The following is a 26,229-nucleotide window of genomic DNA, read 5'->3' as shown; positions in this document are numbered from 1 at the left end:
GTCCTAGCGGCCGAGGGCCGTGGTGACGACCGAGTCCACCTGCTCCGCCAGCTTCGTGTCGTCCTCCTCCGTCCACGCCCACGTGACGTGTCCGTCGGGGCGGATCAGGGCGGCGCGTACGTCCGCCCACGCGGGCCGGGTCCGGTCGGGCGCACCGGCGTGGACCGTGATCCGCTCCTGGGCGCGGTCCGCCAGCGCGCCCTGCGCCGTCAGGTCGAGCAGGACGTACGAGTCCGCCCGCAGCGCGCCGAACAGGGTGCTGTCGGTGCTGGGGAGGGCGACGTCGGGGGCGCGGGTGCCGGTCACCGGGTGGGCCGCGGGGTCGGGGCTCGGGTAGGCGACGTCGAGGGCGGTGAGGCGGCCGGCCAGTACGTCGCTGAACTCCCGTGACTCGGGGACCATCCGGCTCAGCAGGTCGCGCAGGGCGAGGCCCTCGGGCGTGAAGGCGTGGAACAGGTAGGTCTGCGCGCGGCTGTGCTCCATCAGCTGCTCGCCGACCGGGTATCGGTCGGTGTGGTAGCTGTCCAGCAGGCCGTCCGAGGCCCAGCCGTCGATCGTCGCGGCCAGCTTCCAGCCGAGGTTGAAGGCGTCCTGGAAACCGACGTTCATGCCGACGCCGCCGGTCGGGTAGTGCTGGTGCGCGGCGTCGCCCGCGAGGACGACGCGGCCACGCCGGTAGTGGGAGGCGAGGCGGGTGGCGTTGCCGTAGCGGGAGAGCCAGGACGGGTCGCGCATGCCGAAGTCGTCACCGGCGATGTGGACGACCTTCTGCCGCAGTTCGTCCATCGTGAGGTCGCCGGGCCATTCGCCGGTCTCGCTGTCGGGGCTGGTGCCGGCGATGCGCCAGCGGTTGTCGGGCAACGGCACGATCATCAGGCCGCCGCGCTCGGTGAAGCGGTTGAAGCCGGGCGCCGGCGGGTTGTCGAACAGGACGTCACCGAGCCAGCCGAGATAGCGCGACTCCGTGCCGGGGAACTCGATCCCGGCCGCCTCGCGCACGGTGCTCCGCGTGCCGTCGCAGCCCGCGATGTACTCCGCCTCGATCTCGTACGGCCCCTCCGACCCCTCGACCCGGACGGTCACCGAGTCCGCGTGCTCGGTGAAGCCGGTGACGCGATGCCCGCGCCGGATCGTCGCGCCGAGCCCGCGGGCGTACTCCTCGAAGAGCGCCTCCGTGCGGGCCTGGGGGATGAAGAGGGTGTACGGGAACGGGGTGTCCATGACGGAGAAGTCGAGCCGGTTGGACAGGTTGGCGAAGTGCCCCGTGGAGATCTTCAGGCTCTCGTCGAGGAAACGCTGGTGGATACCGCGCGAGGCCAGCACCTCGACGCCGCGCGGGTGCACGGTGAGCGCCTTGGAGCGGTTGTCGATCTCCGTGCGGAGTTCCAGGACGGTGACGGAGATGCCGTTCAGCCGGAGTTCGGCGGCCAGCCAGAGGCCGACGGGGCCGCCTCCGGAGATGACGACCTGCGCTGTCTCCGCCCGCTGTGCTCCCGCCCGCTCCGTCTTCACCTGCTGCGCTGTCATGAGATCACCCATTTCTTGGTCGCTGACCTAGAGTCTTCGGGTGAAGTAAACTAGGTCAGTGACCAACAAGCAACAGAGCGACCGACTGGATCCGGCCACGGTGATCCGCGCAGGGCTCGACCTCCTGGACGAGAAGGGCCTGGACGCGGTGTCCACGCGCGCGGTCGCCGACCGGCTCGGCGTGCGGATCAACACCGTGCAGTGGCATGTGAAGACCAAGGCCCGGATGCTGGACCTGATGGCGGACGCCGTACTTGGCGAGATTCCGCTCACCGATCTCCCGGACGTCCCCGCCGAACGGGCCCGCGAACTCGCCCGCCGGTTCCGCCGCGCCCTGCTCTCCCATCGCGACGGCGCGGCGCTCGTCGTCGGCACCTACGCCGCCGAGCCCATGACCCTGGCCTTCGCGGAGGCCCTGGTCGAGGCGCTCCTCGCGTGCGGCCTGGGCGACCGCGAGGCCGCGTGGACCTCGTGGGCCGTCGTCTACTTCGCCCTCGGACTCACCCAGGAGGAACAGGCCGTGGATCACCGGCCGTTGGGCGACATCCTGGCGCACGCGATCTCCGAGACGACCCATCCCGCGCTCCACCGGGTGGCCGGGCATCTCGCCCCGGCGTCGTTCGAGGAGCGGTACGAGTTCGGGGTGACGGCACTGCTTGCCGGGCGGCGGTGAGCGGGGGCCTCCGGGCTCGGATGCGGGTATGGGTGCGGGGCGGGTACGAGCACAGGCACGGTTGCGGGTCCGGCGCGCGTTCAGCGGGGAGACTTCAGCGCGCTCTCGGCCGCGGCCAGAACCGTACGTGCCTGGTGTTCCACCTGATGGCGGACCGGCACCCAGCGCACCCGTAGGGCTTCTTCGGCGTCCGTGCACCATGCCGTGAAGAGTCCGTCGAGTTCGCGGTACAACGCCGGGGCCGCCTTGTCGTCCGACGCCTTGAGCAGCCGTAGCAACAGGCCTGCGGCGCGGACGGGTTGGCGGCGGGCGACGATGTTCAGGGCCGCGACCTGGGCCGTCGTCAGGCGTCGCGGATCGTCGTCGGCCGACGCGGCGGCTGCCTGACGGACCAGTGGTTCCCAGGAGTTGGCGACCATGTCGTAGAGGCCGTCGGCCATCCACTCCACCACCCGTCCGAGCGGGTCGTGTTGGGGCGACGGCAGGAAGGCGCGTGCCTTTTCGAGTACGGCCGTCACCTGGCGGCCGCCGTCCAGGACCAGGTCGGCCAGGTCGCGGAGGGTTTGCTCGGCGTCCGGGTACGGGGACTGGTCCTCGGCCAAGTCGCTTGCCCACATGGGGACTTCGACGATCGCGGTGACACCGCCGTACCGCAGGGGTGCGCACCAGGTGGACGCCCCGATGTTCTCCCAACCGGCCGCCAGGCGCGCGGTGCTGTCCGGTGGGGGCAGGACGTAGACCGCGGGGCTGGGGTTCTCCCAGTACAGGGCGTCGTACGTGCCGTGCTGGAGCGGGATGCCGAGTTCCGCGGCGGATGCGTGGAAGGGCGCGGCCAGTTCGGGGAGGTCGCGGGTCAACTGGAGCCAGGTGCCGCCCACATCGGTGCTGTGGAGCGAGCACTGGAGGAACGGTCGTAGCTCGTCGATGACCTCGAACAGCGCCTGGGTCTCCGGGAGTCGGCGGGATTCGATCGGCGCCCATTCCGGTTGCTCGGCGGCGATCGGGCGGTAGGTGGTGCGGTAGTAGTTCCGCAGGGTGGGTGCGAGTGCGCTCGTAGTCGTTGCACCCTCCGTTCCGGCCTCGCTCACGGCCGCGCCGTCCGGGTCGAGGCACAGGACGATGTCCCAGGTGACGACGGCGGGGTCGGTCGCCGCGAACAGCCGTTCTCCGCAAGCCACTTGCTCCGCCAGTACGAGCGCGGTCGCGCCGCCGACCGGCTCGTCGGGGTGCGGGCCGGCGACCACGAGGACGTGGTGCGGCCCGTGTCCCACGGACAGCATCAGGATCGGACGGCCCGCGCGGGACCTCCCGATCCGGCGCAGTCGGCAGGCTTCGGGATACCGGGAGATCAACTGCCGTGCGGACTCGGTGACTTCGGCGACCGTGGGATAGCGGTTCGCATGATCGGAGAATTCCTCGAAACATTCGGTCGAAAACATTCGACGGTCGGATCTTGATTCCTGGCGATCCACGAGAGACCTCCTGTGGTGAATCGTTCAATTGCGCTTATGGACTGGGGAATTGGGCAAAGCGTCACGCGTCGGCGAGCTTCGAATATTTCGTATCCAGAACCGAAACTATTGACAGTTGACAGGGGCAGGCCAACACTGACGCCGCATGGACAACACACCCGCACGCACGACGAACCACGGACATGGCGGACACGGCCGCTTAAGGCTGTCCGTCAGCGGCGCCTGCGCCCTGCTGCTGGCCCTGTTGGCGATGATGACCCTGCCCGGCACCGCCAGTGCCGACACGGTCGTCACCACGAACCAGACCGGCACCGACAACGGCTACTACTACTCGTTCTGGACCGACTCGCAGGGGTCCGTGTCCATGAACCTCGGCTCCGGCGGCAACTACAGCACCACGTGGAGCAACACCGGCAACTTCGTCGCGGGCAAGGGCTGGAGCACCGGCGGTCGCCGGAGCGTGACGTACTCGGGGACCTTCAACCCGTCCGGCAACGGCTATCTGTCGCTGTACGGCTGGACGTCGAACCCGCTCGTCGAGTACTACATCGTCGACAACTGGGGCACCTACCGGCCCACGGGCACGTACATGGGCACCGTCACCAGCGACGGCGGCACGTACGACATCTACAAGACCACGCGCTACAACGCCCCTTCGGTGGAGGGCACGAAGACCTTCGACCAGTACTGGAGCGTCCGGCAGACGAAGCGCACCGGCGGCACCATCACCACCGGCAACCACTTCGACGCCTGGGCCCGCGCCGGGATGCCGCTCGGCAGCTTCAGCTACTACATGATCCTCGCGACCGAGGGCTACCAGAGCAGCGGGAACTCCAACATCACGGTGGGCGGCACGAGTTCGGGCGGCGGCAGCAGCGGCTGCACGGCGACCCTGTCGGCGGGCCGGCAGTGGAGCGACCGCTACAACCTCGACGTCGCGGTGACCGGCTCCAGCAACTGGACCGTGACGATGAACGTCCCGTCGCCCGCGAAGGTCCTCTCCACCTGGAACATCGCGGCCACGTACCCCAGTTCGCAGGTGCTGACCGCCAAACCCAACGGCACCGGCAACAGTTGGGGCGCCACCATCCAGCCCAACGGCAACTGGACCTGGCCCACGGTCTCCTGCACGGCGAGCTGACCGCCCCCCCAACTCCCAAGGCTGGAGGACCACTTCACATGAACTCCGCACCGCACCGCTTCTCGTTGCGTTCCCTGCGCCCCCTGGTCGCCACGCCGGCCGTCATCGCCCTGGCCGCCGCGGGCAGCCTCGCCGCCGGCGTCAACATCCCCGCTCAGGCCGCCACTTGCGGCGGATACGTCGGCCTCACCTTCGACGACGGCCCGTCCGGCAACACGCCCACCCTGCTCAACGCCCTGAAGCAGAACGGCCTCCGGGCCACGACGTTCAACGAGGGCCAGTACGCGGCCGCGTATCCGGCGCAGGTCAGGGCGGAGGTCGCCGCCGGTATGTGGGTCGGCAACCACAGCTACACCCACCTGCACCTGACCCAGCAGACCCAGGCGACGGTCGACTCGGAGATCTCCCGGACCCAGCAGGCCGTCGCGGCCGCGGGCGGCGGCACCCCCAGGCTGTTCCGCCCGCCGTACGGCGAGACCAACGCGACGGTGAAGGCCGTAGAGGCCAAGTACGGTCTGAAAGAGATCATTTGGGACGTCGACTCCCAGGACTGGAACGGCGCGAGCACCGACGCGATCGTCGCGGCGGCCGCCCGGCTCACCAACGGCCAGATCATCCTCATGCACGACTGGCCCGCCAACACGGTCGCGGCGATCCCGCGGATCGCGCAGGGGCTGGCCGCCCGCGGTCTGTGCGCCGGGATGATCTCGCCGACGACGGGTCGCGCCGTCGCTCCCGGATAGGGTCCGCGGCGGCGTCGGCGCGGTCCCTCAGGAACACCGTCCACGCGGCGCGGCGGCCCTCGCTGTCGCGCCGCGTGTAGCACTCGACACACGCTCCTGACCAGCGCGTTGGCCGCCGCTTTCAGGTTGTGTTCAGGCTCGGAGGGGCCTCGGGCAACTCATGCACCAGAAGCCCAAAAGCTCTGGCAAAGGGGTCTGGGGCAACCCTCGGACAGCGTGTCATGGTGCCTGCCATGACGACTGATCACCTCACTCACGACCGGCCCTCGCGCCGCATCCGGCACGCGGCGAGCAAGGTGCCGGAGGTGACCGTCTACTTCTGGATCATCAAGGTGCTGACGACGGGCATGGGGGAGACGGCCTCCGACTTCCTGGCCCACGCGTTCGGCCCGATCCCCGCCGTCGGCCTCGGCGGCATAGCCCTGGTGGCCGCCCTGACGGTGCAGTTCGCCGTGCGGCGGTACGTGGCCTGGGTCTACTGGACGGCGATCGTCATGGTGAGCGTGTTCGGCACGATGGCCGCCGACGTCCTGCACGTCGGCCTCGGTGTGCCGTACGCGCTCTCCACACCGTTCTTCATGGTCGTCCTGGCCGCCGTCTTCGCCCTCTGGTACCGCGGTGAGGGCACGCTGTCGATCCACAGCATCCACACCCGGCGCCGCGAGGCCTTCTACTGGGCCGCCGTGCTCGCCACCTTCGCGCTGGGCACGGCCTGCGGGGACCTCACCGCCACGATCGGCCTCGGGTATCTGGGCTCCGCCGTGCTGTACGGCGTGGCGATCGCGGTTCCGGCACTCGCGCACCGGTGGGGCAGGCTGAACGCGGTGGCCGCGTTCTGGGCGGCGTACGTCCTCACCCGCCCGCTCGGTGCGTCTGTCGCCGACTGGATGGCCGTCAGCCACCAACGGGGCGGTCTCGCCTGGGGACTCGGTCCGGTCACCCTGTCCTGGACGGTGGCCATTCTCGGCTTCGTCGGCTACCTCGCCGTCTCCCGCAAGGACATCCGGAACGACGCCGTGGCGTGAGCGCGGGGCACGGTCATCCGGCGGGCAGATCGACCACGAACCGCGCGCCGGGGGCGTGCCCGGCGTCGTACGTCACCTCGCCGCCCACGGAGCGGGCCAGGCGACGCGCCAACGGCAGCCCGAGTCCCGCACCGCCGTGGCCGTCGCCGGGATCCGCGCGACGTCCGGGCTCGAAGAGCTGTCCGGCGAACGGGGGCGGTACGCCGGGGCCGTCGTCCACGATGTCGACGCGTACGCCGTCCGGTGCGCCGTCGGGGGCGCGGTACGCGCGGACGGTGACGACGGACGCGGCATAGCGGCAGGCGTTGCCGAGGAGCGGACTGACGATGCGTTCGAGGAGGGCGGGCGGTACTCCGGCCACGAGGTGCGGTCCGACCACCGTGATCGTCAAGTGGCTGGGTGCATACGGGACTTCAGCCAGTCTGCCCAATACCGGCAGGACCTCGGCCGTGCCCGGCGCGGTGAGGGTGCCGTCGCGGGCGTCGTCCAGGAGGGTGTCGCAGATGGCGCGCATCGACTCGGCGGCATCCGCGATGACCTGGTGGGTGGCACGGGTCTGACCGGCCGTGCGGGGGCGGGCCCGCCACCAGTCGAGCTCGGCGATGATCCGGCTCAACGGTGTGCGCAGCTCGTGCGAGAGCTCGCCGGTGAGCCGGCGTTCGTGGCGCAGAAGCGTGCGGATACGGTCCAGCAGGGCGTCCAACGACCCGCCGAGACGGGCGAGTTCGGCCGGATGCCGCATGCTGTCGAACCGTTCCTCGGAGGCGGTCGCGCTCCACTGGGTGGCCTGGTCGGTCATCGTGCGGACGGGGCACAGCGCGCGGCCGACGGCCAGCCGGGTCAGGGCGTAGGTGCAGGCGAGCATGACGACGTCCAGCGCGAGCGAACCCAGGAGCAGGGTGTCGGCCGAACTCCGGTACGGGGAGAGGTCCAGCGCGGTGACCACCGTGGCCCGGCCGCCCGCTCCGGGTACGGGGTGGGAGCACAGGCGGAGCGGGCGACGGACCGTGGTCGTCACGCAGTGCCGCCCGCCCCGCACGGCGAGCGCGCCGGCGACGCGGGTCAACGGGCCCGCGGCCGGGGGCTGTTCGAGCAGGCGCCGCCCGGAGTAGATCCACACGTTGGCGTCGAGGAGGTCGTCGTGGGACGTCTCCAGCACCCGCACCGTCGCGCCACTGGTGTCGACGGTCGTCGCGACGGCGGCGGCACGGGAACGCAGCTCGTCGTCCGCCTGATGCCCGAGCCGGTGCCCGGCAACGGAGTTGAACGCCACGGTGAGCACCAGCATCAGCAACGCGGCCGTGAACAGCGCCACGAGGGAGAGCCGGCCGCGGAGGGTGCGGGGTGGGAGGCGGCGGAGGGCGGCGGTGACGGTGGCTTGGAGCCGGTGCGGGGGGTTGCTCATGACGGGTGGTTGCCGGTGCTGCGGGGTGCCGGGTGGTGGAGGGCGGTCGCGGGGCGCGGGGGGTGGGTGTCGGGGGTGCTCATGGTGGGTGGATGCCGATCGTGTGGGGCTGGCGGGCTGTTGGGGGATTCAGGCTGTGCCGGGCATGCGGGGCTGGCAGGGCAGGCAGGCTGTGCGGAGCATGCGATGTGTGTGGGGCGGCAGGTGGTGGAGGGCGTCGGCTGTCATGGAGTCCGCTGCCGGTGTCGGGCCCCGCTTCTGACGGCGCCGCCGATGCCGCTCGCCGCGTGAGAAACCGAGCCATCCTGGACGGCGTTGCCGGGAGCTGGGAGCTGGGAGCTGGGAGCTGGGAGCCGGGAGCCGGGAGCCGGGAGCCCGGACCCGGAGCCCGTACGCCGCGAGCCCGGCGCCCGGAGCCCGTACGCCGCGAGCCGAGATGCCGTAGGTCATTCAGGCCCCCGCGCCGCAGCCGGCCAGTCTGCACCCGTGGCCCGACGCCGGCACGCCCGCGAGCCGAATCGCCGTAGGCCACTCGGGCCCTCGGGCCCGGGATCTCCGCGCGGCAGCCAGCCTGCCCCCGCAAGCCCGCAGCCCGCAGCCCGTGTCGAACCAACCCCGTTCATGACAGCCGGTGTCCGACCCCGCGGGCCGTGCCGATTGTTCGGGTGCTGCCTGCCTCGCGGAGTTTGCGGCGCAGGCGGGTCAGGTACTGGTCGAGGGTGTTGTCGTGGACCCGGGCGCCTTCGGGCCAGCCCGCGCGGACCAGTTCGCGGCGGCTGACGATGCCGCCGGAGGCCGCCATGAGCGTGGCCAGGAGCCGGAACTCGGTCGGGGTCAGGTCGACCCGGGTGTCCCGGACGTCGACCGTGTGCCGGACGGCGTCCAGCACCAGGTCTCCCGCCGTGGCGGCCGGCGCCGGCGCCGCCCGCTTGAGGGCCGCCCGCAGCCGGGCCGCGAGTTCCGCGAGGTGGAACGGCTTGGGCAGATAGTCGTCGCCCCCGGCCGAGAACGCGGACAGCCGGTCGGGCAGCCGGTGATGCGCGCTGAGGAAGATGACCGGGGAGAGGAACCCGTTCGCCCGCATCGCCTGGCACACGTCCCGCCCGTCGGCGTCGGGCAGCCCGATGTCGAGCACGGCGGCGGAGACACCGGCGGTGGCCAGCCGCAGGGCGGTGGCGCCGTCCGGCGCGGGGACGGTGTCGTAGTCCTCGTCGCGCAGCCCGCGCATCAGCACGTCCCGCAGGGCGTGATCGTCCTCGACGACCAGGATCGTCCGGCGCATGGTCCTCCCTGACTACAATCCTGTAGACGGTCTACGGCACTGTAGACGATCCCGGGGTGCGAGCGCGCCGCTCGGCGGTCAGGAAGCGTTCAGGTGTCCGATGACACGGTCGGGCCTCATGACGTACGAGACATCCGAGACATCCGAGACCTCTACGACCGGCACGACCGGCGTCACGCATCCGTCGCGCTGGAACAAGGTGCCCGAGGTCACCGCCTACTTCTGGATCATCAAGGTGCTGTGCACGACCGTCGGCGAGACCGCGGCCGATCTGCTGAACGAGAAGGCCGGCCTGGGCCTGACCGGTGTGTCGCTGCTGATGAGCGGGTTGCTGGCGGTGGTACTGGTGGTCCAGTTCCGTACGACCGCCTACCGCGCCGGTGTCTACTGGCTCGCCGTGGCGCTGATCAGCGTCGTGGGGACGCTCATCAGCGACAACCTGACCGACAACATGGGCGTGCCGCTGGAGACGAGCACCGCGGTGTTCGCCGTCGCCCTCGTGGCCGTGTTCGTGGTCTGGTACCGGCGCGAGGGGACGCTGTCCATCCACAGCATCGACACCACCGGCCGTGAGGCCTACTACTGGCTCGCCGTGCTGTTCACCTTCGCCCTGGGCACCGCCGCCGGCGACCTGGTCTCCGAGCGCATGAACCTCGGCTACTGGCTCTCCGCGATCCTGTTCGCCCTGGCCATCGGGGCGGTCGCGGTCGCCCACTTCGCCCTCGGCCTGGACGCGGTGCGCGGCTTCTGGATCGCCTACGTCCTCACCCGCCCGCTGGGCGCCTCGATCGGCGACTACCTCTCCCAGCCGACCGGCGACGGCGGCCTCGGCTTCGGCACCGTCGTCACGAGCGTGCTGTTCCTGGCGGTCATCCTCGGCCTGGTGGTGTACCTCGCGGTGACCCGCCGGGACGTCATCGACCGCGGGGGTGTCACGCGACGGACGGCCTGAGCACCGCCGCGATCGCCGGGGTCACGGGGTGTCCGGCGAGCACATGGCGGACGGCGTCGAGGGGCACGGGGTGCTCGTAGTAGTCCTCGAAGTGGGCCTGGACGGTCTCCGGGGAGCGGTCGGTGAGGAGAGGGAAGAGGAAGCCGGAGCCGTCCGGGTCCCCCTTGCCCGTGGGGAAGTCGATGGCCGAGCCGGTGCGCCACGCGGTGTCACCGGTCTCGCGCCACAGGCAGGCGGTGACGCGAGTGAAGTCGAGGCCTTCGTCGCGGAAGGCGGGGTCGTCCAGCAACGGACGTAGCGCGGCGGGTACTTCGTCGACGACACCGGGCCAGACCTCCTCGTCGTCCGTCCCGTACGGGCTCATCGCCGACTCGTGGTCGAAGCCGCGGATGAGCACGCCGGCCGGGGCGAAGAGGACGGAGAAGTCGTCCCCCGAGCCGTTGTCCATCAGGGCCGCCTCCTCGCCCGGGCCCCAGTCGGCGTCGAAGGCGTACACGCAGAACTGTGGATCGTCGCCGATCGTCGAGTCCAGGACCGCCAACGCCCGCAGGTGGACGCGGAGTTCGGCGGGATCGGGAAGGAGGGCGGCGGCCTCGTACACGGTGCTCATGACCTCATGGAAGCAGCCGCCACTGACAATCCCGGCGCGCTGACCGGCAACCCCGGCGCGCTACTCGGCGAGCCAGGGCAACGAGATCCCCGCCTCGGCCAGCAACCCCCGCTCCCCAGCCGTGAACGTAGGCCCGTCCAGCTGCGGCCGCAACGGCCCGACTACCGCCGCCGCAAGGACACTTGGCCGGAGCAGCGCCGTGCCCGGGGACTGGAGGGTCAGTACTTCGGTCATCGCGGTCGCCACGCGGTACGAGCCCGTCGCGGTGTGGGACAGTCGGCTGACGTAGCGCTGGAGGAGGCGGTCGAGGGTGCCCGCGTTCCGGCCCTTCGTCGTCTCGTAGTGGATGTCCTGGCCCACGGCGAGACTCCAGGCGAGTTCGACGGGTCTCGCGATGGCCCGTTGCGCCGTGCGGGAGAGGCCGTCGGCGAGGCCCACGGACGCCAGTCGGGTGCGGAGCGCCACGGCGCCGAGGGCCGCCACCGACATGCCGTGGCCGTAGATCGGGTTGAACGCGGCGACCGAGTCACCCAGGGCGACCAGGCCTTCCGGCCAGGACTTCAGACGCTCGTAGTAGTAGCGGCGGTTGACCGTGCTGTGGGTCAGGGCGACGTCGGTGAGCGGCTCGGCGTGGGACAGGAGGTCGGCGACGACCGGGTGGCGGAGCGTGCGGGCGTACGGCTCGAACTCGGCGGCCTCGCGGGTGGGTTGGGCGCCCGGGGTGCCGATCAGGCTGACGTGCCAGCGGCCGTCCTCGATGGGGACGATGCCGCCGGTCCGGCCGGGTTCGCCCCGCCGAGGGTCGGCCTGGACGCTGATCACGGGCCAGTTGAGGGTGGAGACCGGGGCGCGGTAGATACGGCTGGCGTACGCGATGCCGGAGTCGATGCTGTCCCGGGCCGGGCCAGGGATGCCCAACTCGCCCAGCCAGCGAGGGGTTTGGGATCCCCTTCCGGAGGCATCGACGACCAGGTCCGCGGTCAGGTCGGTCTCGGTGCCGTCCGCCGCGCGCAGCCGTACGCCGGTGACGCGCTGCGAACTCCCCAGCAGGGCGGTGACTTTGGTGTGCGGGCGCACGCTGACGCGCGGGTCCTTCAGCACCTGTCCGCGGACGACGGAATCGGTGAGGTCGCGGCTCGCGGTGATCAGATAGTGGCTGTCACGCTGCCAACGGCGGTACCAGCCCTCGGGCGAGTGGATCAGCATGTTCGTCGTCATGGGCACCCGGTTGGCGCCCGCGGACAGCAACTCCTTGAGCGTGCCCGGCAGCAGGTCCTCGATCGCGTCGGCCCCACCGGACAACAGGACGTGGAAATGGGCCGCTTGGGGAACGCCCGGGCGTGACTCCGGCCCCTCGGGCAGGTCGTGCGCCTCGATGATCTCGACAGCGTCGACGTGGTCCCGGACGGCGGCAGCGGCGAGCATGCCGGCGAGGCTGCCTCCGACGACGACGGCACGGGTGGACAACCGGGTTGTCCTGTGCGGCGATTCGCTCATGGGGGCTGCTTTCTCCAGACGGGCACCGTTCGTGCGTGGCGGAGGTACCGGCGAACCAGATCACACCAAGAGGCCTCGCAGAATATGCCAATCGCAAGGGGACCGAAACGGGGCCGTCGCCCTCACGCGCCGTCGAGCAGCGAGGCGAGCCCCCGGTCGAGGGACGGTTCCAGGGCCTCCCGGCCCGGCTCGGTCACCCGGTACGTGCGGCGCAGGAAGTGGTGCAGTGCGACCGTGTCGAAGCGGATCATCGCGATGCCCTCCGCCGAGTGGAACTCAACGGCCGTATGGGCGGGGCCGTACGGCCGGATGTGCACGTTGCCCATCCCGGCGGGGGCGGCGAGACCTTCCTCGAGCAGCACCCGCGCGAAGGTCCACGTCACCTTCTTGCCGTCGAGCGATATCCAGGCGGGGAACAGGAGTTGGACGGCGAAGGGGTCGCCGGAGGAGTAGCGGAGGGTGACCGTGACGGCCAACTCCTGGTCGTCGTCGGCGATCAGACGGGCGCTGGTGGGCTGTTCCAGGGTGACGTGGCGCATGGGCGGTCTCCGATTCGGGTGGGACGGCGGCCGGTTGTGCCGACTCACCTCCTTGAGCGCGCGGAGGGGCGCTTGATTACGCCGTTACGGAAGATGGTTGATGTGATCTGGGTCACCTTCCGTTATTGCTGCAACTTTAGTTGAAAGTTTCGCCATCTAGGCTTACAAATCCTTCCCCACCCCCCTTGGCAACTGGAGCGTTGCTGCCATGAACGACGGTCCCACCGCCGAGTACGCCCGGATCTACGAGGAGCAGCAGCCGCGCCTCGTCGCCTACGCCCGCTCGCTCACCCGGAACACCTGGGTCGCCGAAGACCTCGTCGCCGAGGCGCACTTCAGGGTGTGGCGCAGGCTGTCCGCCGGCCATGAGATCGACAACGTACCGGCGTACCTCATGACGACCGTGAAGCACCTCGCCACGGCCGCGGGCAGCGCCGCACGCGAGACACCGCGCGACCCGCAGGCCGACGAGCGGGCGGACGCGAGCCACGCGCACGTCCACGGGGGCGACCCGGCCGAGCAGGTGTCGTCAACCGACTTGCTGGTACGGGTACTTGAGCAACTGCCCGAACGCTGGGTGAAGGCGCTGTGGCTGGCCGAGGCGGAGGGCCTCCCGCTGGCCGCGATCGGCCCCCAGCTCGGCACCAAGCAGGGCGCGACGGCCGTACTGCTGCACCGTGCGCGCGAGGGCATGCGGCAGGCGTTCCTGCGCGAGCAGACCGGCACTCCGGACGATCCCGCGTGCCAGGTGCACTGGGCCCGGATGCCCGCGTACGTGCGCGGAGGCGCCACCGAGCGGCAGTCCGAACGCCTCCTCGGCCACGTCGACGCGTGCGACGACTGCCGAGCCCGCCTCGCGGCCCTGATGCGCGCCAACGACCGCCTGCCCGCACTCGTCGCACCCGCCCTGCTCGTGTTCGTCCTCGGCGGCACGGGCAAGTTCCTGCTCGCCGCGTTCGGCGCGGGCTCCGCGGGCGCGGCCACGGCGGCGGGCGGTCATGGCGCCGGACTGCTGCACGGCATACGGCACGTGGCGGTCGGTGCCTCCAAGACACAGATGGCGGCCGCCGTCGGCACGGCCGTGGCGGGCGCCGTCGCGGTCTGCGTCCTCCTCGGCGGCACCGACACCACCGAAGTCCCGGTCGCGAAGGGCCCGGTGGCCGAAGTCCCGGTCTCCCAGGCGCCGGTGGCGTCCGAGCCGCGCACGGGGAAGCCCTCGAAGACGCCGGGCGACCGCGGTGGTTCTACGGCGCCCGCGGCGGACGGGCCCATAAGTGCCGTGTCTCCGGCCGCACTTGGCGGCACCGGGGGTGGGTCGGTCGTAGTGCCGGTGGGGGACGGTGGAGCAACTCCGGTTCCTACGGCGCCTGTTGAGCCGCCGCCGGTGACTACTGAGCCGACTCCGACTCCGACTCCGACTCCGACCCCACCTCCGACTCCCGCTCCACCGGTGACCACGAAGCCGGAACCCGAGCCGACTCCCACACCGCCGGTGGTCACGGAACCGAAGCCGGACCCGACTCCGACGGAACCGAAGCCGGACCCGACGCCGACGGACCCGACTCCCACGCCTCCGAAGGGCGAGGAGCCGACGCCGGAGCCGAGCACTCCCGTGAAGGAGACTCCGGATCCCGTCACCACCCCGGAGCCCACGACCCCTTCCGAGCCCTCGACGTCACCCACGCCGTCCGAACCGTCCGACCCGGCCGGAGACCAGCCCTGTTCGGACGGGGGCGGATCAGCCGATGGCGTAGGCGCGGTAGACGGTCTCCACTGACGTGCCGCCGGTGGAGTCGGTCACCTGGGAGCGCAGGGCGACCGCGCCGGAGGCCGGGTTGTGTACGGACGCCTTCCAGGAGGACCCGGAGCGGGTCACGGAGACGGCCTTCCAGGTCGTGCCGCCGTCCGAAGAGGCCCACACCTTCAGGGACTTGACCGTCGACTTGGTGAACTTGATGTCGGGGCCCTGAGATCCACGGCCCGCGCTGACCGTGACCGAGGTGGTGCCGCTCGCCTTGGCCCGGTTGCGGCTGTCGAGGCCGGCGGGCAGGAAGCGGGTCATGAAGACGGGGGCGACCACCGACTTGGCCGGGTCGGCCTTGAACCGCCAGTCGAGGGTGACGCGCGACGACAGCATGCCGGACGGGAAGGTGATGCCCGGGTGGTAGCGGTGGGCGTCCACGGTCAGCCGGTAGGTGCCGGCCGAGTGGATCGTGGCGGCGAAGTCGGCGTCGGAGGAACCCCAGTTGGTCAGGGTCTTCTTCTTGACGGTGGTGCTCCCCTTGGACAGGACCACCGTCTCCTTCGTCGGATCGGCCCCGCTCGCGCCCACGTCGGGGTCGCCGATCAGCGCGTCCGGGATGAAGTTCACGGACTTCTGCCAGACCGTCGGCAGGTAGTGCATCGGACTCCACACGGCCCGCCCGAACGACTGGGTGAAGCTCTGCCCCGCCTTCAGCGTCCGCACCGCCGGGAAACCGCCCCCGACGTCGTCACCGTTGCTCGCGAAGATGTCGTCGCGCGGCTGCCAACTCCCGGGCGTCACATGGGCGGTGGCGCTGTACGGCGCGCTGCCGCCGTTGACGTTGGCGTACAGATCGGTCGTGCAGTCGTCGACCTTCGGGGCGGCCTGGAGCGCTACGTCGTGCTCGTTCGCCATCTGTGTCCCGCCGCGCACGGAGAAGCGCATCGTCGCCAGCTTGGACCGCTTGAACGACCCGCCGGGCGCGGCCGGGATGCCGGTCGTGTTCTTGACCGCGACATAGCTGTCATTGCCGGACCACTGCGCCAGGTACCCGAACTGAAGCCGCTTGGAGGAGTTGGGGATGGCGTAGAGCGAGCCCGCGCGGTTCCCGCCGCTCACGGCGACGGCGGAGGGCATGTCGGCGTCGGCGGAGCACACCCGCGCGCCGATCGTGGCGGGCTCGGTGACATCGGCCGGGGTGTCGAGCGACACCTTCACCGCCTTGCCCTTGCGGGCGTCCAGCGTCGTGGACCTGGCCCCCGACACGGACACGACCTGCGCGCCGAGGGTGTCGGTGCCCAGACCGTCCGTGGTGCTCTCGTAGATGTCGGCCATCGCGAGATACGTGCCCGCCGGCAGGCTGAGCCGCTTGCCCGACCTGACGGTACGGGTCTCACCGGACGACGCGTTGACGACGGTCACCGTCGTCGCCACCTTCGCACCGTGCCGCCCCAACGTCGTGACGGTCAACGAGCCCGCCGCCGCCTGCGCGGACGCGGCGGGAACGAGCAACGGCCCCGCGAGCGCGGCCACCCCGACGAACGCGAGCGATCCGATCGGCGTGCGTCTTGTCCGTCGTACGGACACGCTTCCCCCTGTGGACATGATTCCCCTCGAACCCCGAACCCCGCACCCCGGCCCCCGAAAACGGCTCATCGTAACCGTGTCGCGGACACGTTCGATCAGCGCCCCGCCCCCAGGCGACAGGCCTCCGCGTACGCCCTCACCAGCGGCCGCCCGCCGTCCTCCCGCCGCCACGCCAGGGCATAGCGGCTCGGCGAAATACCGTGCACCGGACGGGTGATGACCCCGCCGAGGGTGATCAGATGGGCGTTGCCCGTGGCCACCAGGCAGACGCCGAGACCGGCGACCAGCGCCTCGTACGTCTCCTCCGTGCTCGCGATCTCCGCCCCGATGCGCGGGAGTCGGCCGCCGCGTTCGTCGAGGGCGAGCCAATGGTCGCGCAAGGGGCCCGCGTTGGACGGCAGAGCGAGGAACGGTTCGTCGACGAGATCCGCGAAGTCGACCTCGGCGCGCGCGGCCAGAGGATGGCTCTCCGGGAGCGCGACCAGGCGGGGTTCCTCCGCTACGACCGTCCAGCCGTAGCGTTCCGCGTCGGGCAGCGGCAGCCAGACGAACGCCACGTCCGCGTCGCCGTCCGCGAGCCCGGCCGTCGGATCGTCCCAACTCACCTGCCGCAGCCGTACGTTCGCCTCCGGACGCGCGGCCGTGAAGCGGGAGCGGATCGCGGGCAGCAGGCCGCCCCGGCCCGGGCTGGTGCTCATCCCGACCACCAGCGTGCTGCGTTCGGCCGCGCTCACCTCCGCCAGCGCGGACGCGCCCTCCGCCCAGACCGCCAACACCCGCTCGGCGTACGGCAGTAGAGCCGCACCGGCGGCGGTGAGCGCCACGCCCTGCCGGTCACGCCGGAACAGTTCGGCGCCCAACTGCCGTTCCAGCGCCCGGATCTGCTTGCTCAGGGCGGGCTGCGAGACGTACAGCTTCTCGGCCGCGCGCGTGAAGTGGAGCTCCTCGGCGACCGCGACGAAATAGCGCAGGTCCCGTACGTGGACGTCCGTCGTCATAGCCATCGGTTATCAGCGTAGGTCTTGGACGGGGGATCGGGGGCGGGAGCACGCTGGTCGGCAGTTGGGCAACAGGGATCAGGGATCTCAAGGGGAGACGTCATGAACAAGGTGTGGCTGGTCACCGGTGCGAGCAGCGGGTTCGGGCGGGCGATCGTCGAGGCGGCGCTCGCGGCCGGTGACGTGGTCGTCGGTGCGGCGCGGCGGACCGAGGGTCTGGACGATCTCGTCGCCGCCCGTCCCGACCAGCTGGAGGCGCTGCGTCTCGACGTCACCGACACGGGGGCGGCGGAGGCGGCCGTGCGGGACGTGGTGGCGCGGCACGGGCGGATCGACGTGCTCGTCAACAACGCGGGCCGTACGCACGTCGGGGCCTTCGAGGAGACCACCGAGCAGGAGCTGCGGGACCTGTTCGACCTGCATGTCTTCGGGCCCGCGGCCCTCACGCGCGCGGTGCTGCCGTCCATGCGGGAGCGGCGCTCCGGGGCGATCGTGCAGATGAGCAGCATGGGCGGGCAGATGTCCTTCGCGGGCTTCTCGGCGTACAGCGGAACGAAGTTCGCCCTGGAGGGGCTCTCCGAGGGGCTCGCGGACGAGGTCGCCGAGTTCGGCATCAAGGTGCTGATCGTCGAGCCGGGCGCCTTCCGGACCGCGCTGTTCGACACGAGCCGGGCCGGGGTCAGCGCCGACAGCGGGGTGTACGCGCGCGTGAGCGAGACCCGCGGCGCCGTCGACAGCAGCGGCGGCGTCCAGCCCGGCGACCCCGCGAAGGCGGCGGCCCTCATCCTCGCCGCCCTCGACGCCGAGGAGACCCCGCTGCACCTGCCGCTCGGCGAGGACGCGATCGGCGCTGTGCTCGGGCACCTGGACCAGGTGCGCGGCGATGTCGAGGCGTGGGAGAAGCGGACCCGGGCGACGGCGTTCGACGCCTGACGGAGGGCCGACGGCCGGCTGAGAACCCCCATCCGCCTGCTCCCGCTCCCGTTGTCAGTGCCGCGTGCCACGATGGGTGCACAGCGAGACGCATGGGGAGCGGGGGGTGACATGGAGGGCGAGTTTCCACGGGCCGGACGGCGGGCCAGGGAGCTGTGCACGCGAGGCACGCGGCTCTACGACGTGGCGCGCGCCCTGCGTGAGGACCACACCCGCGCCCTCGCCACCGTCCGCTCCGCGCTGGAGCCACTGCGAGCCGAACTCGTCGCGCAGGAGCTGGAGTCCATCCCGGTCGCCCGCCTGAAGGACGTCACCGAGGGGCGGTTGCGGTTCGGGGCCGTGGAGGCGGCGGGGCTCACCTCCGTGCGCGCGGTGCACGAGGCCAGCCGGTACCAGCTGCGGCAACTGCCCGGCGTAGGACAGCAGACCGCCGACCGGGCCCTCGCCGCCGCCCGGCAGATCGCGCGGGCCGTCGCGGAGACCGTGTCCGTCCGCATCGACGTCGACCACCCCGAGCCGCGCACCACGGCCCTGGTCATCGCCCTGCAACGGCTCGTCGAGGCCGGACCCGAACTGCGCCGCGCCCTGGACGCCGCCACCAGGCTCGACGAGCGGCTCGGCGCGCTGCTGCCCGTGGCCCGGCCCGCCAGCAGCAGGCTGTTGCTGGCGCTCGCCGGTCGCAAACGGCGGGAGAGCGCGCTCGCCGCGGTCGCCGAACTCCACGAACTGGTCGCCGACCCGGCCGCCAAGGACGTACGGCTGCTGATCGCGCAGGCCTCCACCGACCTGCTGCGCCCGCCGGTCTCCGACATCGAGGCGTGGGTCGACTTCGAGCTGCGGTCCGCCGAGTACTACAGTCAGCTCGCAGAGGTCGACGGGCAGCAGCCGGACCTCGCGGCGAGCGAGGGCTTCCTGCCGGCGGAGCTGGCCGAGCGCGTACACGCCCAGCCGTTGGACGACACCCATCGCCGGGTCTCCCTGCGCGGATACCAGTCCTTCGGCGCCCGCTTCGCCCTGGCGCAACGGCGGGTCGTCCTCGGGGATGAGATGGGGCTCGGCAAGACCGTCCAGGCCATCGCCGCGCTGGCCCATCTCGCGGCCGAGGGGCACAACCACTTCCTGGTGGTCTGCCCGGCCAGCGTGCTGATCAACTGGACCCGCGAGATCGGCGCCCGCAGCACCCTGCGCGCGCTGCCGGTGCACGGCCCGGACCGGCACGAGGCCTATGCGGAGTGGGGCGAGCGGGGTGGGGTCGCGATCACGACGTTCGACACGCTGCACACCTTGCCCGCGCCGGAGGCCAAAGCTCGGACGGGTAGGGCGAAGGCCGACAAGAACGAGGCACCGACCGGCCCCACCCCGGGCATGCTCGTCGTGGACGAGGCCCACTACGTGAAGAACCCGGACACCCGCCGCACCAAATCGGTCGCCCTGTGGACCGAGCGCTGCGACCGCGTCCTGTTCCTCACCGGCACGCCCATGGAGAACCACGTCGAGGAGTTCCGCACCCTCGTCCGCCATCTCCGCCCCGACCTGCTGCCGACTGTCCGCAACGGCACCGCGGCGGCCGGACCGCACGCCTTCCGCAAGTCCGTAGCCCCCGCCTACCTCCGCCGCAACCAGGAGGACGTGCTCACCGAACTGCCCGCCCTGGTCCAGGTCGACGAGTGGGTCGAGCTCGGCGTCGCCGACCGCGAGGCGTACGACCGCGCGGTCGGCGACGGCAACTTCATGGCGATGCGCCGGGCCGCCTACGCCGACACCGAGAAGTCCGCGAAGCTGCAACGCCTACGGGAGCTGGTCGCCGAGGCCGCGGGCAACGGCGTGAAGGTGGTGATCTTCTCCTACTTCCGGGACGTGCTCACGGCGGTGGAGCAGGCACTCGAACGGCCCCTGAAGAAGGGGGTGTTCGGGCCCATCTCCGGAAGCGTCCCGGCCGCCCGCCGACAGCAGTTCGTCGACGACTTCACCCAGGCCCCCGGCCACGCCGTCCTGCTCTCCCAGATCGAGGCGGGTGGGGTCGGCCTCAACCTCCAGGCCGCCTCCCTGGTCATCCTCTGCGAACCCCAGGTCAAGCCGACGGTGGAGCACCAGGCCGTGGCCCGCGTCCACCGTATGGGCCAGATACGCACGGTCCAGGTGCACCGCATGCTCGCCACCGACAGCGTGGACGACCGGCTCCTGACCATCCTCAAGAACAAGGACCGCCTCTTCGACGCCTTCGCCCGGCGCAGCGCCCTCGCGGACGCCACCCCGGACGCGATCGACATCTCCGACGCCACGCTGGCCCGCCGCATCGTGGAGGAGGAGCAGCGGAGACTGGCGGCGGAGGCCACCAACTGACGCTGTCCTCAGGGGTGTTCGGCCGTCACGAGCGCACGTCGAGTTCGGAGAGAGCGGCACCCTTGCCGCCGCTCCGTACGGTGACGCGGACGTACCGGGCGGGCGTCCCGTCGGGCGTGTGCCAGGTACGGCGGTCGGTCGAGACGTCGACGGCGTACGACCCCGGCTGCTTGGTCCACGTGGGGTGAACGGCCCCGACGCGCACCGTCCGCCCCAGGTCGACCGTCAGGGTCGCGCGGTCGGCGTCCGGGGACCAGGCGGTCGCGGGGCTGCCGTCCACGGCGGCCTCCGGGTAGAGGCCGGAGACGGAGGAAGTGGCCGTCGCCGGTCGGCAGCGGGCCAGGTCGGTGGTGGGGGTGAGGTCAGGGCGCCGGGTCTTCAGGGTGACCGTGCCGGAGAGGGTGCGGCGCCCCTCGGGAGTCTCCAGAGAGAAGGGCGCGCCCGACCGCAGCCGTACCGTCGTCGTCTCCGGACCGATGGCGATGTCGTATGTACGACCGCGCCAGCGCAGCCCCGACAGGCGTACGCCGTCGCCGAGTTGGGGCGGCAGGGTCGGGTCGAGGTGGAGGGCGTCGGGGCGCAGCCGCAGGCCGGTGAGGCCGTGGGTGAGGACCTGGAGGAAGCCGCCCTTGCCGGTGAGGAAGTCCTGGGCGGGGGAGCCCGCGAGGGGGTCGGACGCGCCGGCCTTGTCGCCGCGCGACTCGGAGAAGAGGGCGAACGGGCCGCGCGCGAAGGGCTGGTAGGCCCGCCGCAGGAAGGTGTACGCGACACAGCCCGGTTCGCCGATCGCCGCCGCGTCGATCGCGTGGACGGCGTCGGTCATGGCGGGGCCGTCCGGGTCGGTGCGCTGGGCGTAGTAGTCGAGGGTGGCGGCCGCGGCACCGGCCGGCATGGGCCACTCCAGCGGGTAGATCAGCAGCACGGTGTCGGCCTGCTTGATCTGGGAGCCGCCGTAGCCGTCGTACTGGAGGAAGATCTTGCGCTTCGGGTCGTAGGGGATGCGCAGGCGGTTCGCGACGGTGAGCCAGTCGGCGGGGGCGGTCGTGCCGAGGACGTGGGCCACGTCGGTGGCGGCGCGGAGGGCGGTGGCGGCGACGGCGTTGGTGTAGACGCCGTCGTTGACGCCGTTGCTGTACTCGTCGGGTCCGGCGACCTCCTTGACGGAGTACGAGCCGTCGGAGTTCTTGGTCGCCCGCGAAGTCCAGTACTGGGCAAGGCCGTTGAGGAGGGGCCGGCCTCGGGTGCGGAGCCAGGTGCGGTCGCCGGTGGCGAGGTAGTACTGCCAGGCGGCGAGGGCGATGTCGCCCTGGAGGTGGTTCTGGGTGACGCAGTGGGGCGGCTGCCAGCTCTGGCACTCGTTCCACAGCCGGCCGTGACTCGCGCTCGTCCAGGGGAAGAACAGGCCCTTCACCGCGGTCTTCGCGGCGTTCTCGGCGGCGGCCGTGCGCGTGCGGTACCGGTATTCGAGGACCGGGCGGGCGAGGTCGGGGTGGGTCGCGAGCAGTGAGGGGAACATCCAGGTCTCGGCGTCCCAGAAGACCATGCCGGCGTAGTTGTCGCTGGTCAGCCCGGCGGGCGCGATGCTGTTCCGGGCACCGGGCCGCAGCGCGGACAGCAGCCCGTACTGGGCGGAACGGGCCCAGAGTTGGAGGTCCGAGTGGCCGGGAATCTCGATGTCGGACGCCCACAACGCCCGCCAGGCGGCACTGTGCGAGGCGAGCAGCGCGTCCCATCCCCGCCGCGCGGCCCGCCCTGCGGCGTCCTGGGCGGCGGAACGGGGGTCGTGGGAGGTGAGGGCGGTGTCGACGCCGACGTACTTGGTGGCGGTGTAGGTACGCCCGGAGCGGACGGGGAGAACGGTGCCCTGACTGGCACTCAACTCACCCTGCTTGCGGGGCTGTTGGGCACGCCGCCCGGACGCATCCAGCACAGACGCGACGGCCCCGTCGACACCGGTCCCCTCCGTGCGGAACGCCACACCGATGGTGTGTTCGCCGACGTGCCCGCCGTCGGTCTGCGTGACACGGCGGGCGCCACGGCCGTCGAGGCGGTCGGTGAGGGTGAGTCGGCCGTCCCAGTGCGGGGTCACGCGCAGGTGTACGGCGCCGGTGTGCGGGTCGTCGCGGGCGGCGAGGACGTCGTAGACGAGGTCGGTGCGGCGACCGTCCGTGGTGGTCCAGGTGAGGGATGTACGGACGTACCCACAACGGAGGTTGAGGATCTGACGGTAGCGGCTGACCCGGCCGCCGGCGCCCCCACCGCCGTACGTCTCGGCGCCCGCCGTGACATCGAGCCCGGTCCAGTTCGGGAGCGCGGCGAGAGCCTCACGGCCGGCCGTGTTCGCGGGCCCCCGTCCATAGAGACCGGAGACGAACGCGCCGTCGTAACGCGGCGTGTAGAGCGGCCAGCCGGTCTTCTCCCCGGACGCGGCGTACCCCGCACCGGCGGGCGGGACCCGGGTACCGAGGTAACCGTTGCCGACGTAGGGGTGGTACGTGTCGGCCGGGTCGATCCGGGTTGCCGAGGGCGCCCAGCCGCGCGCGTCGCAGTCGTCGCGGGGGTGAGCGTGGGGGAGGGGTTCGGCTGACGCCGAGGGAAGGGGGAGAGGGAGCAGCAGGGCGGCGGCGAGGAGCGGGAGCAGCAGACGGGTAGGTTTGGGCACCGTTCGACGATGGGGTGCGCTGCGGGGTGGGGGCGGGTGGCGCGCGGGGGGTTCCCACGGACGGGGGGTGGTTGAAGGGCGGGTGTTGTCCGCTGGTTGATGAGGGTGCGTCTTTGGGGCGGCGCGTGGGGTGCGGGGGTTCTCGCGGATGGGGTGGGCCGCGGGGCGGGTGCTTGTCACCGGGCACCGGCTGGTGGGGTGCGCGCTGTCGGGGCGGCGCGTGGGGTGCGGGGGTTCTCGCGGATGGGGTGGGCCGCGGGGCGGGTGCCTGCCACCGGGCACCGGCTGATGGGGCGCGCTGTCGGATCGGCGCGTGGGGTGCCGGGGCCTCGGACGGGGTGGTCGAAGGGCGAATGCCGCCCACCGGCCGATGGAGGTGCCGTCGGATCGGGACGTGGGGTACGAGGGGTTCCCACGGACGGGATCGGTCGCGAGGCGGGTGTCCGCCCCGGCCGACGGCCCCCGGTCGATGGGGACACCCGTCGCGTCAGTGCACGGGATTCGGCCCGTTCCCGTACGGCGTCGGGTCGGTGACCCAGCCCGCTGTCAGGATCAGGCGGGACTCCCGGTGTACGGCCAGGAAGCCGAACGGGCGGTCGAAGCGGGCGGTGACGACGGTGGTCGTGTGGCGGAGGTCGGGCCGGGCACCGCCGGGGGCTGGAGCGATCGCGGTCACCGCGGCGGCGCGGAAGCCGAGGGCGCCGAACTGGGCCACCGTGGACTGTTCGGCCTGGCCGATGGCCAGCGGGGTCGGGGTGATGCCGGGGAAGTGGCCGTCGCCGGTGTCCATCGCCGTCGTGAGCCCGAACAGGCCGTGCAGGTCCAGGAGATCGTGCCGGGCCCGCATGTCGTACGCCACGGTCGTGACGGACAGCTCCGGCGGTTGCGGTGTGGCACAGCGTTGTTGCTCGACGCGCAGGCCCGGTCCCACGTCGCCGTACGGGAGTTGGCCGCTCGGGACCACGGGAAGCCGGCGGGCCAGGACGTCAACTCCCGTGCCCAGCACCTGGCCTGGGGTCATGCGCTGTTCGCCGAGCAACAGGTGGACGTCGATCCCGTTGTCGCCGGGGACCTTCAGCTCGGTGACGTAGCCGTACGGGCCGCTCGCCACGCCGACCCGATCGAGACGGACGCCGGTGCGGTGCAGGCCGGCCAACTGCCGCCCCTGCCAAGGCCCGGAGTCGGGGCGGAGCATCAACTCGTCGAAGGGGCGCGGCCATTCGGTCCGGAGCGCGAGCGCACTCGCCAGGACCATCAGCACGTCCTCGTCCAAGGTGACCGGCATCCGCTCGACGAGCCCGCCCGTCCGCTCGGCCGCCCACACGTCCAACGCCCGCTGCGAGGCCGGGAGATCCTCGGTGAGCACACCGTGCGTGCCCGCCGACAGCCCGGCCCGCCACTCCTCCCGTACGGCCAGTTCGCGCCGGGTCCACAGCCCGAGCGCGGAGTTCAGCCCGGGCATCGACCCCATCCCGGCCAGCAACTCCCGCGCGGCGGCGGCCGCTTGGTCGGCGGGTACCCCCACCGCGTCCGCGAGCTCCGCCCGCGCGGCCCCCCACGCCCCGTCGGCGAGGAACGCCAGCAACGGCCACACCCCGGCCGCCGAGAACACCGAGCACCCGGTCACCGAGCCGGCCCAACGCGCCGTCAGCCGATTGACCGCGTCGACGGTCCCACCGACCGCCGAGCCCTCGATCTCCGCACGCCCAACCACCGCGCCCTGAACCGCTCCCAATTCCGCCCCCGTGAGTCCCGTAGCGCAAGATCGCCCGATCACAAGATCGCGCACGGGAAGGCTATCGTCGGCCGCTCCGCCCCCGATGATCAGCCCCGATGATCAGCTCCGGTCCTGCTCGGGGAACAGCTCCGGTTCCGTGACCCAGCCCGCCGCCAGTACCAGCCGTGAGTGGCGATGCAGGGCGAGGAACGCGAAGGGGCGGTCGAAGCGGGCGGTGATGGTGGTGGTCACGTAGCGGAGATCCGGTACTCCGGAGGCGCCGATGGCGTCGAAGGCCGTCACCGCCGCCGCGCGGAAGCCGCGTGCGCCGAACCTCGCCATCGTGGACTGTTCCGCCGACCCGATGGCCAGCGGGAACTGGCTGATCCCGGGGAAGTGACCCACCGTGGCGTCCCGCGCCGTCGTGAGGCCGAACAGGCGGTGCAGGCGCAGGAGATCATGGTGCGCACTCATGTCGTACGCCACCGTCGTCACGTCGAGCGAGGGTGGTTGTGGGCTCGTGCAGCGTTCCTTTGCCACGTTCAGGCCCGGGCCCGGGTCCCCGTAGGGGAGTCGGTCTCCGGGTACTACGGGATGACGGCCGTCCAGGATGCCCACGCCCGCCCTGAGCACCTGCCCGGACGTCATCCCCTCCTCCCCGAGCAGGAGATGGACGTCGATCGCCGTACTGCCCAGCACCTTCAGCCGGGTGACATGGCCGTCCGATGTGTCCGCGACGCCGATCCGGTCCAGGACGGCCGTGCTGCGGAACAGGCCGAGCGGGACCCGGTCGCTCCAGTACAGGCTCTCCATCGGCACCTCGTCGAACGGCCGCAGCCACTCCGTGCGCAGGGCCAGCGCGCTCGCCAGCACCAGTTCGGTGGCGTCGGTCAGTGCCACCGGCATCCGCTCGATCAATCCGCCGGTCCGTTTCGCCGCCCATGTGTCCAGGGCCGCGCGGTCGGCGCCGAGGTCACCCGTGAGTACCCCGTGTGCCTCGGCCGGCAGCCCCGCCGCCCACGCCTCCCGCAGCTCCAGCGTCCGCTTCGTCCACAACCCGAGCGCCGAGTCCACACCTCGCATCGCGGCCAGCCCGCCCAGCAACTCCCGCGCCGCGGCGGCGGATTGCCCCGCCGACACCCCCACCGCGTCCGCCAGCTCCGCCCGCGCCGCACCCCCGGCACCGTCCGCCAACAGCGCCAGCAACGGCCACACCCCCGCCGCCGAGAACACCGTGCCCCCGTCGACCGCCCCCGCCCACCGCGCCGTAAGCGCGTTCACCGCCCGTACGGTCTCCCGCCCAACCCGCATTCCGCCCCCGCTCACCTCACGCTTACCATGCGCCAAGTCGTACGTCAGTTCCGCATCTGAAGATCTCC

General features: G+C 71.7%; 20 protein-coding genes. 8 read left to right on the top strand and 12 right to left on the bottom strand.

All coding sequences use genetic code 11. The features are described from left to right. Positions 1-3: 3 nt before the first annotated feature. Complete coding sequence (locus tag OG194_RS16180; protein ID WP_327401547.1) at positions 4-1,527, bottom strand: FAD-dependent monooxygenase; 1,524 nt, start codon at positions 1,525-1,527, stop codon at positions 4-6. Positions 1,528-1,585: 58 nt separating this feature from the next. Here OG194_RS16180 and OG194_RS16175 point away from each other — a divergent pair, with 58 nt between their 5' ends. Next, the gene (locus tag OG194_RS16175; RefSeq protein ID WP_327401546.1) at positions 1,586-2,200 is read left to right on the top strand and encodes a TetR/AcrR family transcriptional regulator C-terminal domain-containing protein; all 615 of its coding nucleotides are present in this window, start codon (positions 1,586-1,588) and stop codon (positions 2,198-2,200) included. Between the two features lie 80 nt (positions 2,201-2,280). On the opposite strand, the gene OG194_RS16170 is transcribed toward OG194_RS16175, so the two are convergent. Next, the gene (locus OG194_RS16170; protein WP_327401545.1) at positions 2,281-3,639 is read right to left on the bottom strand and encodes a M14 family zinc carboxypeptidase; all 1,359 of its coding nucleotides are present in this window, start codon (positions 3,637-3,639) and stop codon (positions 2,281-2,283) included. A gap of 178 nt (positions 3,640-3,817) precedes the next feature. On the opposite strand from OG194_RS16170, the gene OG194_RS16165 reads away from it, so the two are divergent. The 3 genes from OG194_RS16165 (at position 3,818) to OG194_RS16155 (ending at position 6,581) form a co-directional block, all read left to right on the top strand. After that, positions 3,818-4,813, top strand: coding sequence for a glycoside hydrolase family 11 protein (locus OG194_RS16165; RefSeq protein ID WP_442811569.1), 996 nt, complete (start codon positions 3,818-3,820; stop codon positions 4,811-4,813). Between the two features lie 38 nt (positions 4,814-4,851). Beyond that, complete coding sequence (locus OG194_RS16160) at positions 4,852-5,556, top strand: polysaccharide deacetylase family protein (protein WP_327401544.1); 705 nt, start codon at positions 4,852-4,854, stop codon at positions 5,554-5,556. A gap of 233 nt (positions 5,557-5,789) precedes the next feature. Beyond that, entirely contained in the window at positions 5,790-6,581 is a 792-nt protein-coding gene (locus OG194_RS16155; protein ID WP_327401543.1) for a COG4705 family protein, read from the top strand. A gap of 13 nt (positions 6,582-6,594) precedes the next feature. Here the strand turns inward: OG194_RS16155 and OG194_RS16150 are convergent, their stop codons facing one another. Continuing rightward, positions 6,595-7,986, bottom strand: coding sequence for an ATP-binding protein (locus OG194_RS16150; protein ID WP_327401542.1), 1,392 nt, complete (start codon positions 7,984-7,986; stop codon positions 6,595-6,597). 619 nt (positions 7,987-8,605) lie between these two features. Beyond that, complete coding sequence (locus tag OG194_RS16145) at positions 8,606-9,268, bottom strand: response regulator transcription factor (RefSeq protein ID WP_327401541.1); 663 nt, start codon at positions 9,266-9,268, stop codon at positions 8,606-8,608. Positions 9,269-9,386: 118 nt separating this feature from the next. Between OG194_RS16145 and OG194_RS16140 the strand changes: the two genes are divergently transcribed. Then, positions 9,387-10,220, top strand: a complete 834-nt coding sequence (locus OG194_RS16140) for a COG4705 family protein (protein ID WP_327401540.1) — start codon at positions 9,387-9,389, stop codon at positions 10,218-10,220. Here the strand turns inward: OG194_RS16140 and OG194_RS16135 are convergent. From OG194_RS16135 to OG194_RS16125, 3 genes are all read right to left on the bottom strand, one after another. Continuing rightward, positions 10,201-10,830 (bottom strand): hypothetical protein, encoded by a 630-nt coding sequence (locus OG194_RS16135; RefSeq protein ID WP_327401539.1) that lies wholly within the window; start codon positions 10,828-10,830, stop codon positions 10,201-10,203. The two genes, OG194_RS16140 and OG194_RS16135, sit on opposite strands and share 20 nt — an antisense overlap. Before the next feature lie 60 nt (positions 10,831-10,890). Beyond that, positions 10,891-12,327, bottom strand: coding sequence for an NAD(P)/FAD-dependent oxidoreductase (locus OG194_RS16130; protein ID WP_327401538.1), 1,437 nt, complete (start codon positions 12,325-12,327; stop codon positions 10,891-10,893). A gap of 122 nt (positions 12,328-12,449) precedes the next feature. Then, positions 12,450-12,866, bottom strand: a complete 417-nt coding sequence (locus OG194_RS16125) for an SsgA family sporulation/cell division regulator (RefSeq protein ID WP_327401537.1) — start codon at positions 12,864-12,866, stop codon at positions 12,450-12,452. A gap of 208 nt (positions 12,867-13,074) precedes the next feature. On the opposite strand from OG194_RS16125, the gene OG194_RS16120 reads away from it, so the two are divergent. Further along, positions 13,075-14,643, top strand: a complete 1,569-nt coding sequence (locus OG194_RS16120; RefSeq protein WP_327401536.1) for a sigma-70 family RNA polymerase sigma factor — start codon at positions 13,075-13,077, stop codon at positions 14,641-14,643. Here the strand turns inward: OG194_RS16120 and OG194_RS16115 are convergent. Together OG194_RS16115 and OG194_RS16110 are read right to left on the bottom strand one after the other, a co-directional pair. Continuing rightward, positions 14,605-16,215, bottom strand: a complete 1,611-nt coding sequence (locus OG194_RS16115) for a hypothetical protein (protein WP_327401535.1) — start codon at positions 16,213-16,215, stop codon at positions 14,605-14,607. The genes OG194_RS16120 and OG194_RS16115 overlap by 39 nt on opposite strands. A 77-nt stretch (positions 16,216-16,292) precedes the next feature. Beyond that, positions 16,293-17,201 carry a LysR family transcriptional regulator gene (locus tag OG194_RS16110; protein ID WP_327401534.1) on the bottom strand — a complete coding sequence of 303 codons (909 nt, stop codon included), beginning with the start codon at positions 17,199-17,201 and terminating at the stop codon, positions 16,293-16,295. A 96-nt stretch (positions 17,202-17,297) separates the two neighbouring features. Here OG194_RS16110 and OG194_RS16105 point away from each other — a divergent pair, with 96 nt between their 5' ends. Both OG194_RS16105 and OG194_RS16100 read left to right on the top strand, forming a co-directional pair. Next, positions 17,298-18,128 carry an oxidoreductase gene (locus OG194_RS16105; RefSeq protein WP_327401533.1) on the top strand — a complete coding sequence of 277 codons (831 nt, stop codon included), beginning with the start codon at positions 17,298-17,300 and terminating at the stop codon, positions 18,126-18,128. A gap of 111 nt (positions 18,129-18,239) precedes the next feature. Next, positions 18,240-20,471: a DEAD/DEAH box helicase gene (locus OG194_RS16100; protein WP_327401532.1), complete on the top strand. Its 2,232-nt coding sequence runs from the start codon at positions 18,240-18,242 to the stop codon at positions 20,469-20,471. 25 nt (positions 20,472-20,496) lie between these two features. On the opposite strand, the gene OG194_RS16095 is transcribed toward OG194_RS16100, so the two are convergent. From OG194_RS16095 to OG194_RS16085, 3 genes are all read right to left on the bottom strand, one after another. Then, positions 20,497-23,133, bottom strand: coding sequence for a discoidin domain-containing protein (locus OG194_RS16095; RefSeq protein ID WP_327401531.1), 2,637 nt, complete (start codon positions 23,131-23,133; stop codon positions 20,497-20,499). A 487-nt stretch (positions 23,134-23,620) separates the two neighbouring features. Next, positions 23,621-24,829: a serpin family protein gene (locus OG194_RS16090; RefSeq protein ID WP_327407095.1), complete on the bottom strand. Its 1,209-nt coding sequence runs from the start codon at positions 24,827-24,829 to the stop codon at positions 23,621-23,623. Between the two features lie 141 nt (positions 24,830-24,970). Then, on the bottom strand, positions 24,971-26,161 hold the full coding sequence (locus OG194_RS16085; RefSeq protein WP_327401530.1) for a serpin family protein: 1,191 nt from the start codon (positions 26,159-26,161) through the stop codon (positions 24,971-24,973). Between the last annotated feature and the right edge of the window lie 68 nt (positions 26,162-26,229).

The sequence above is a fragment of the Streptomyces sp. NBC_01288 genome (genome assembly GCF_035982055.1).
GTDB lineage: Bacteria > Actinomycetota > Actinomycetes > Streptomycetales > Streptomycetaceae > Streptomyces.
Note: the sequence above shows the minus strand (reverse complement) of the source record. Positions and strands in the feature narration are given on the sequence as shown.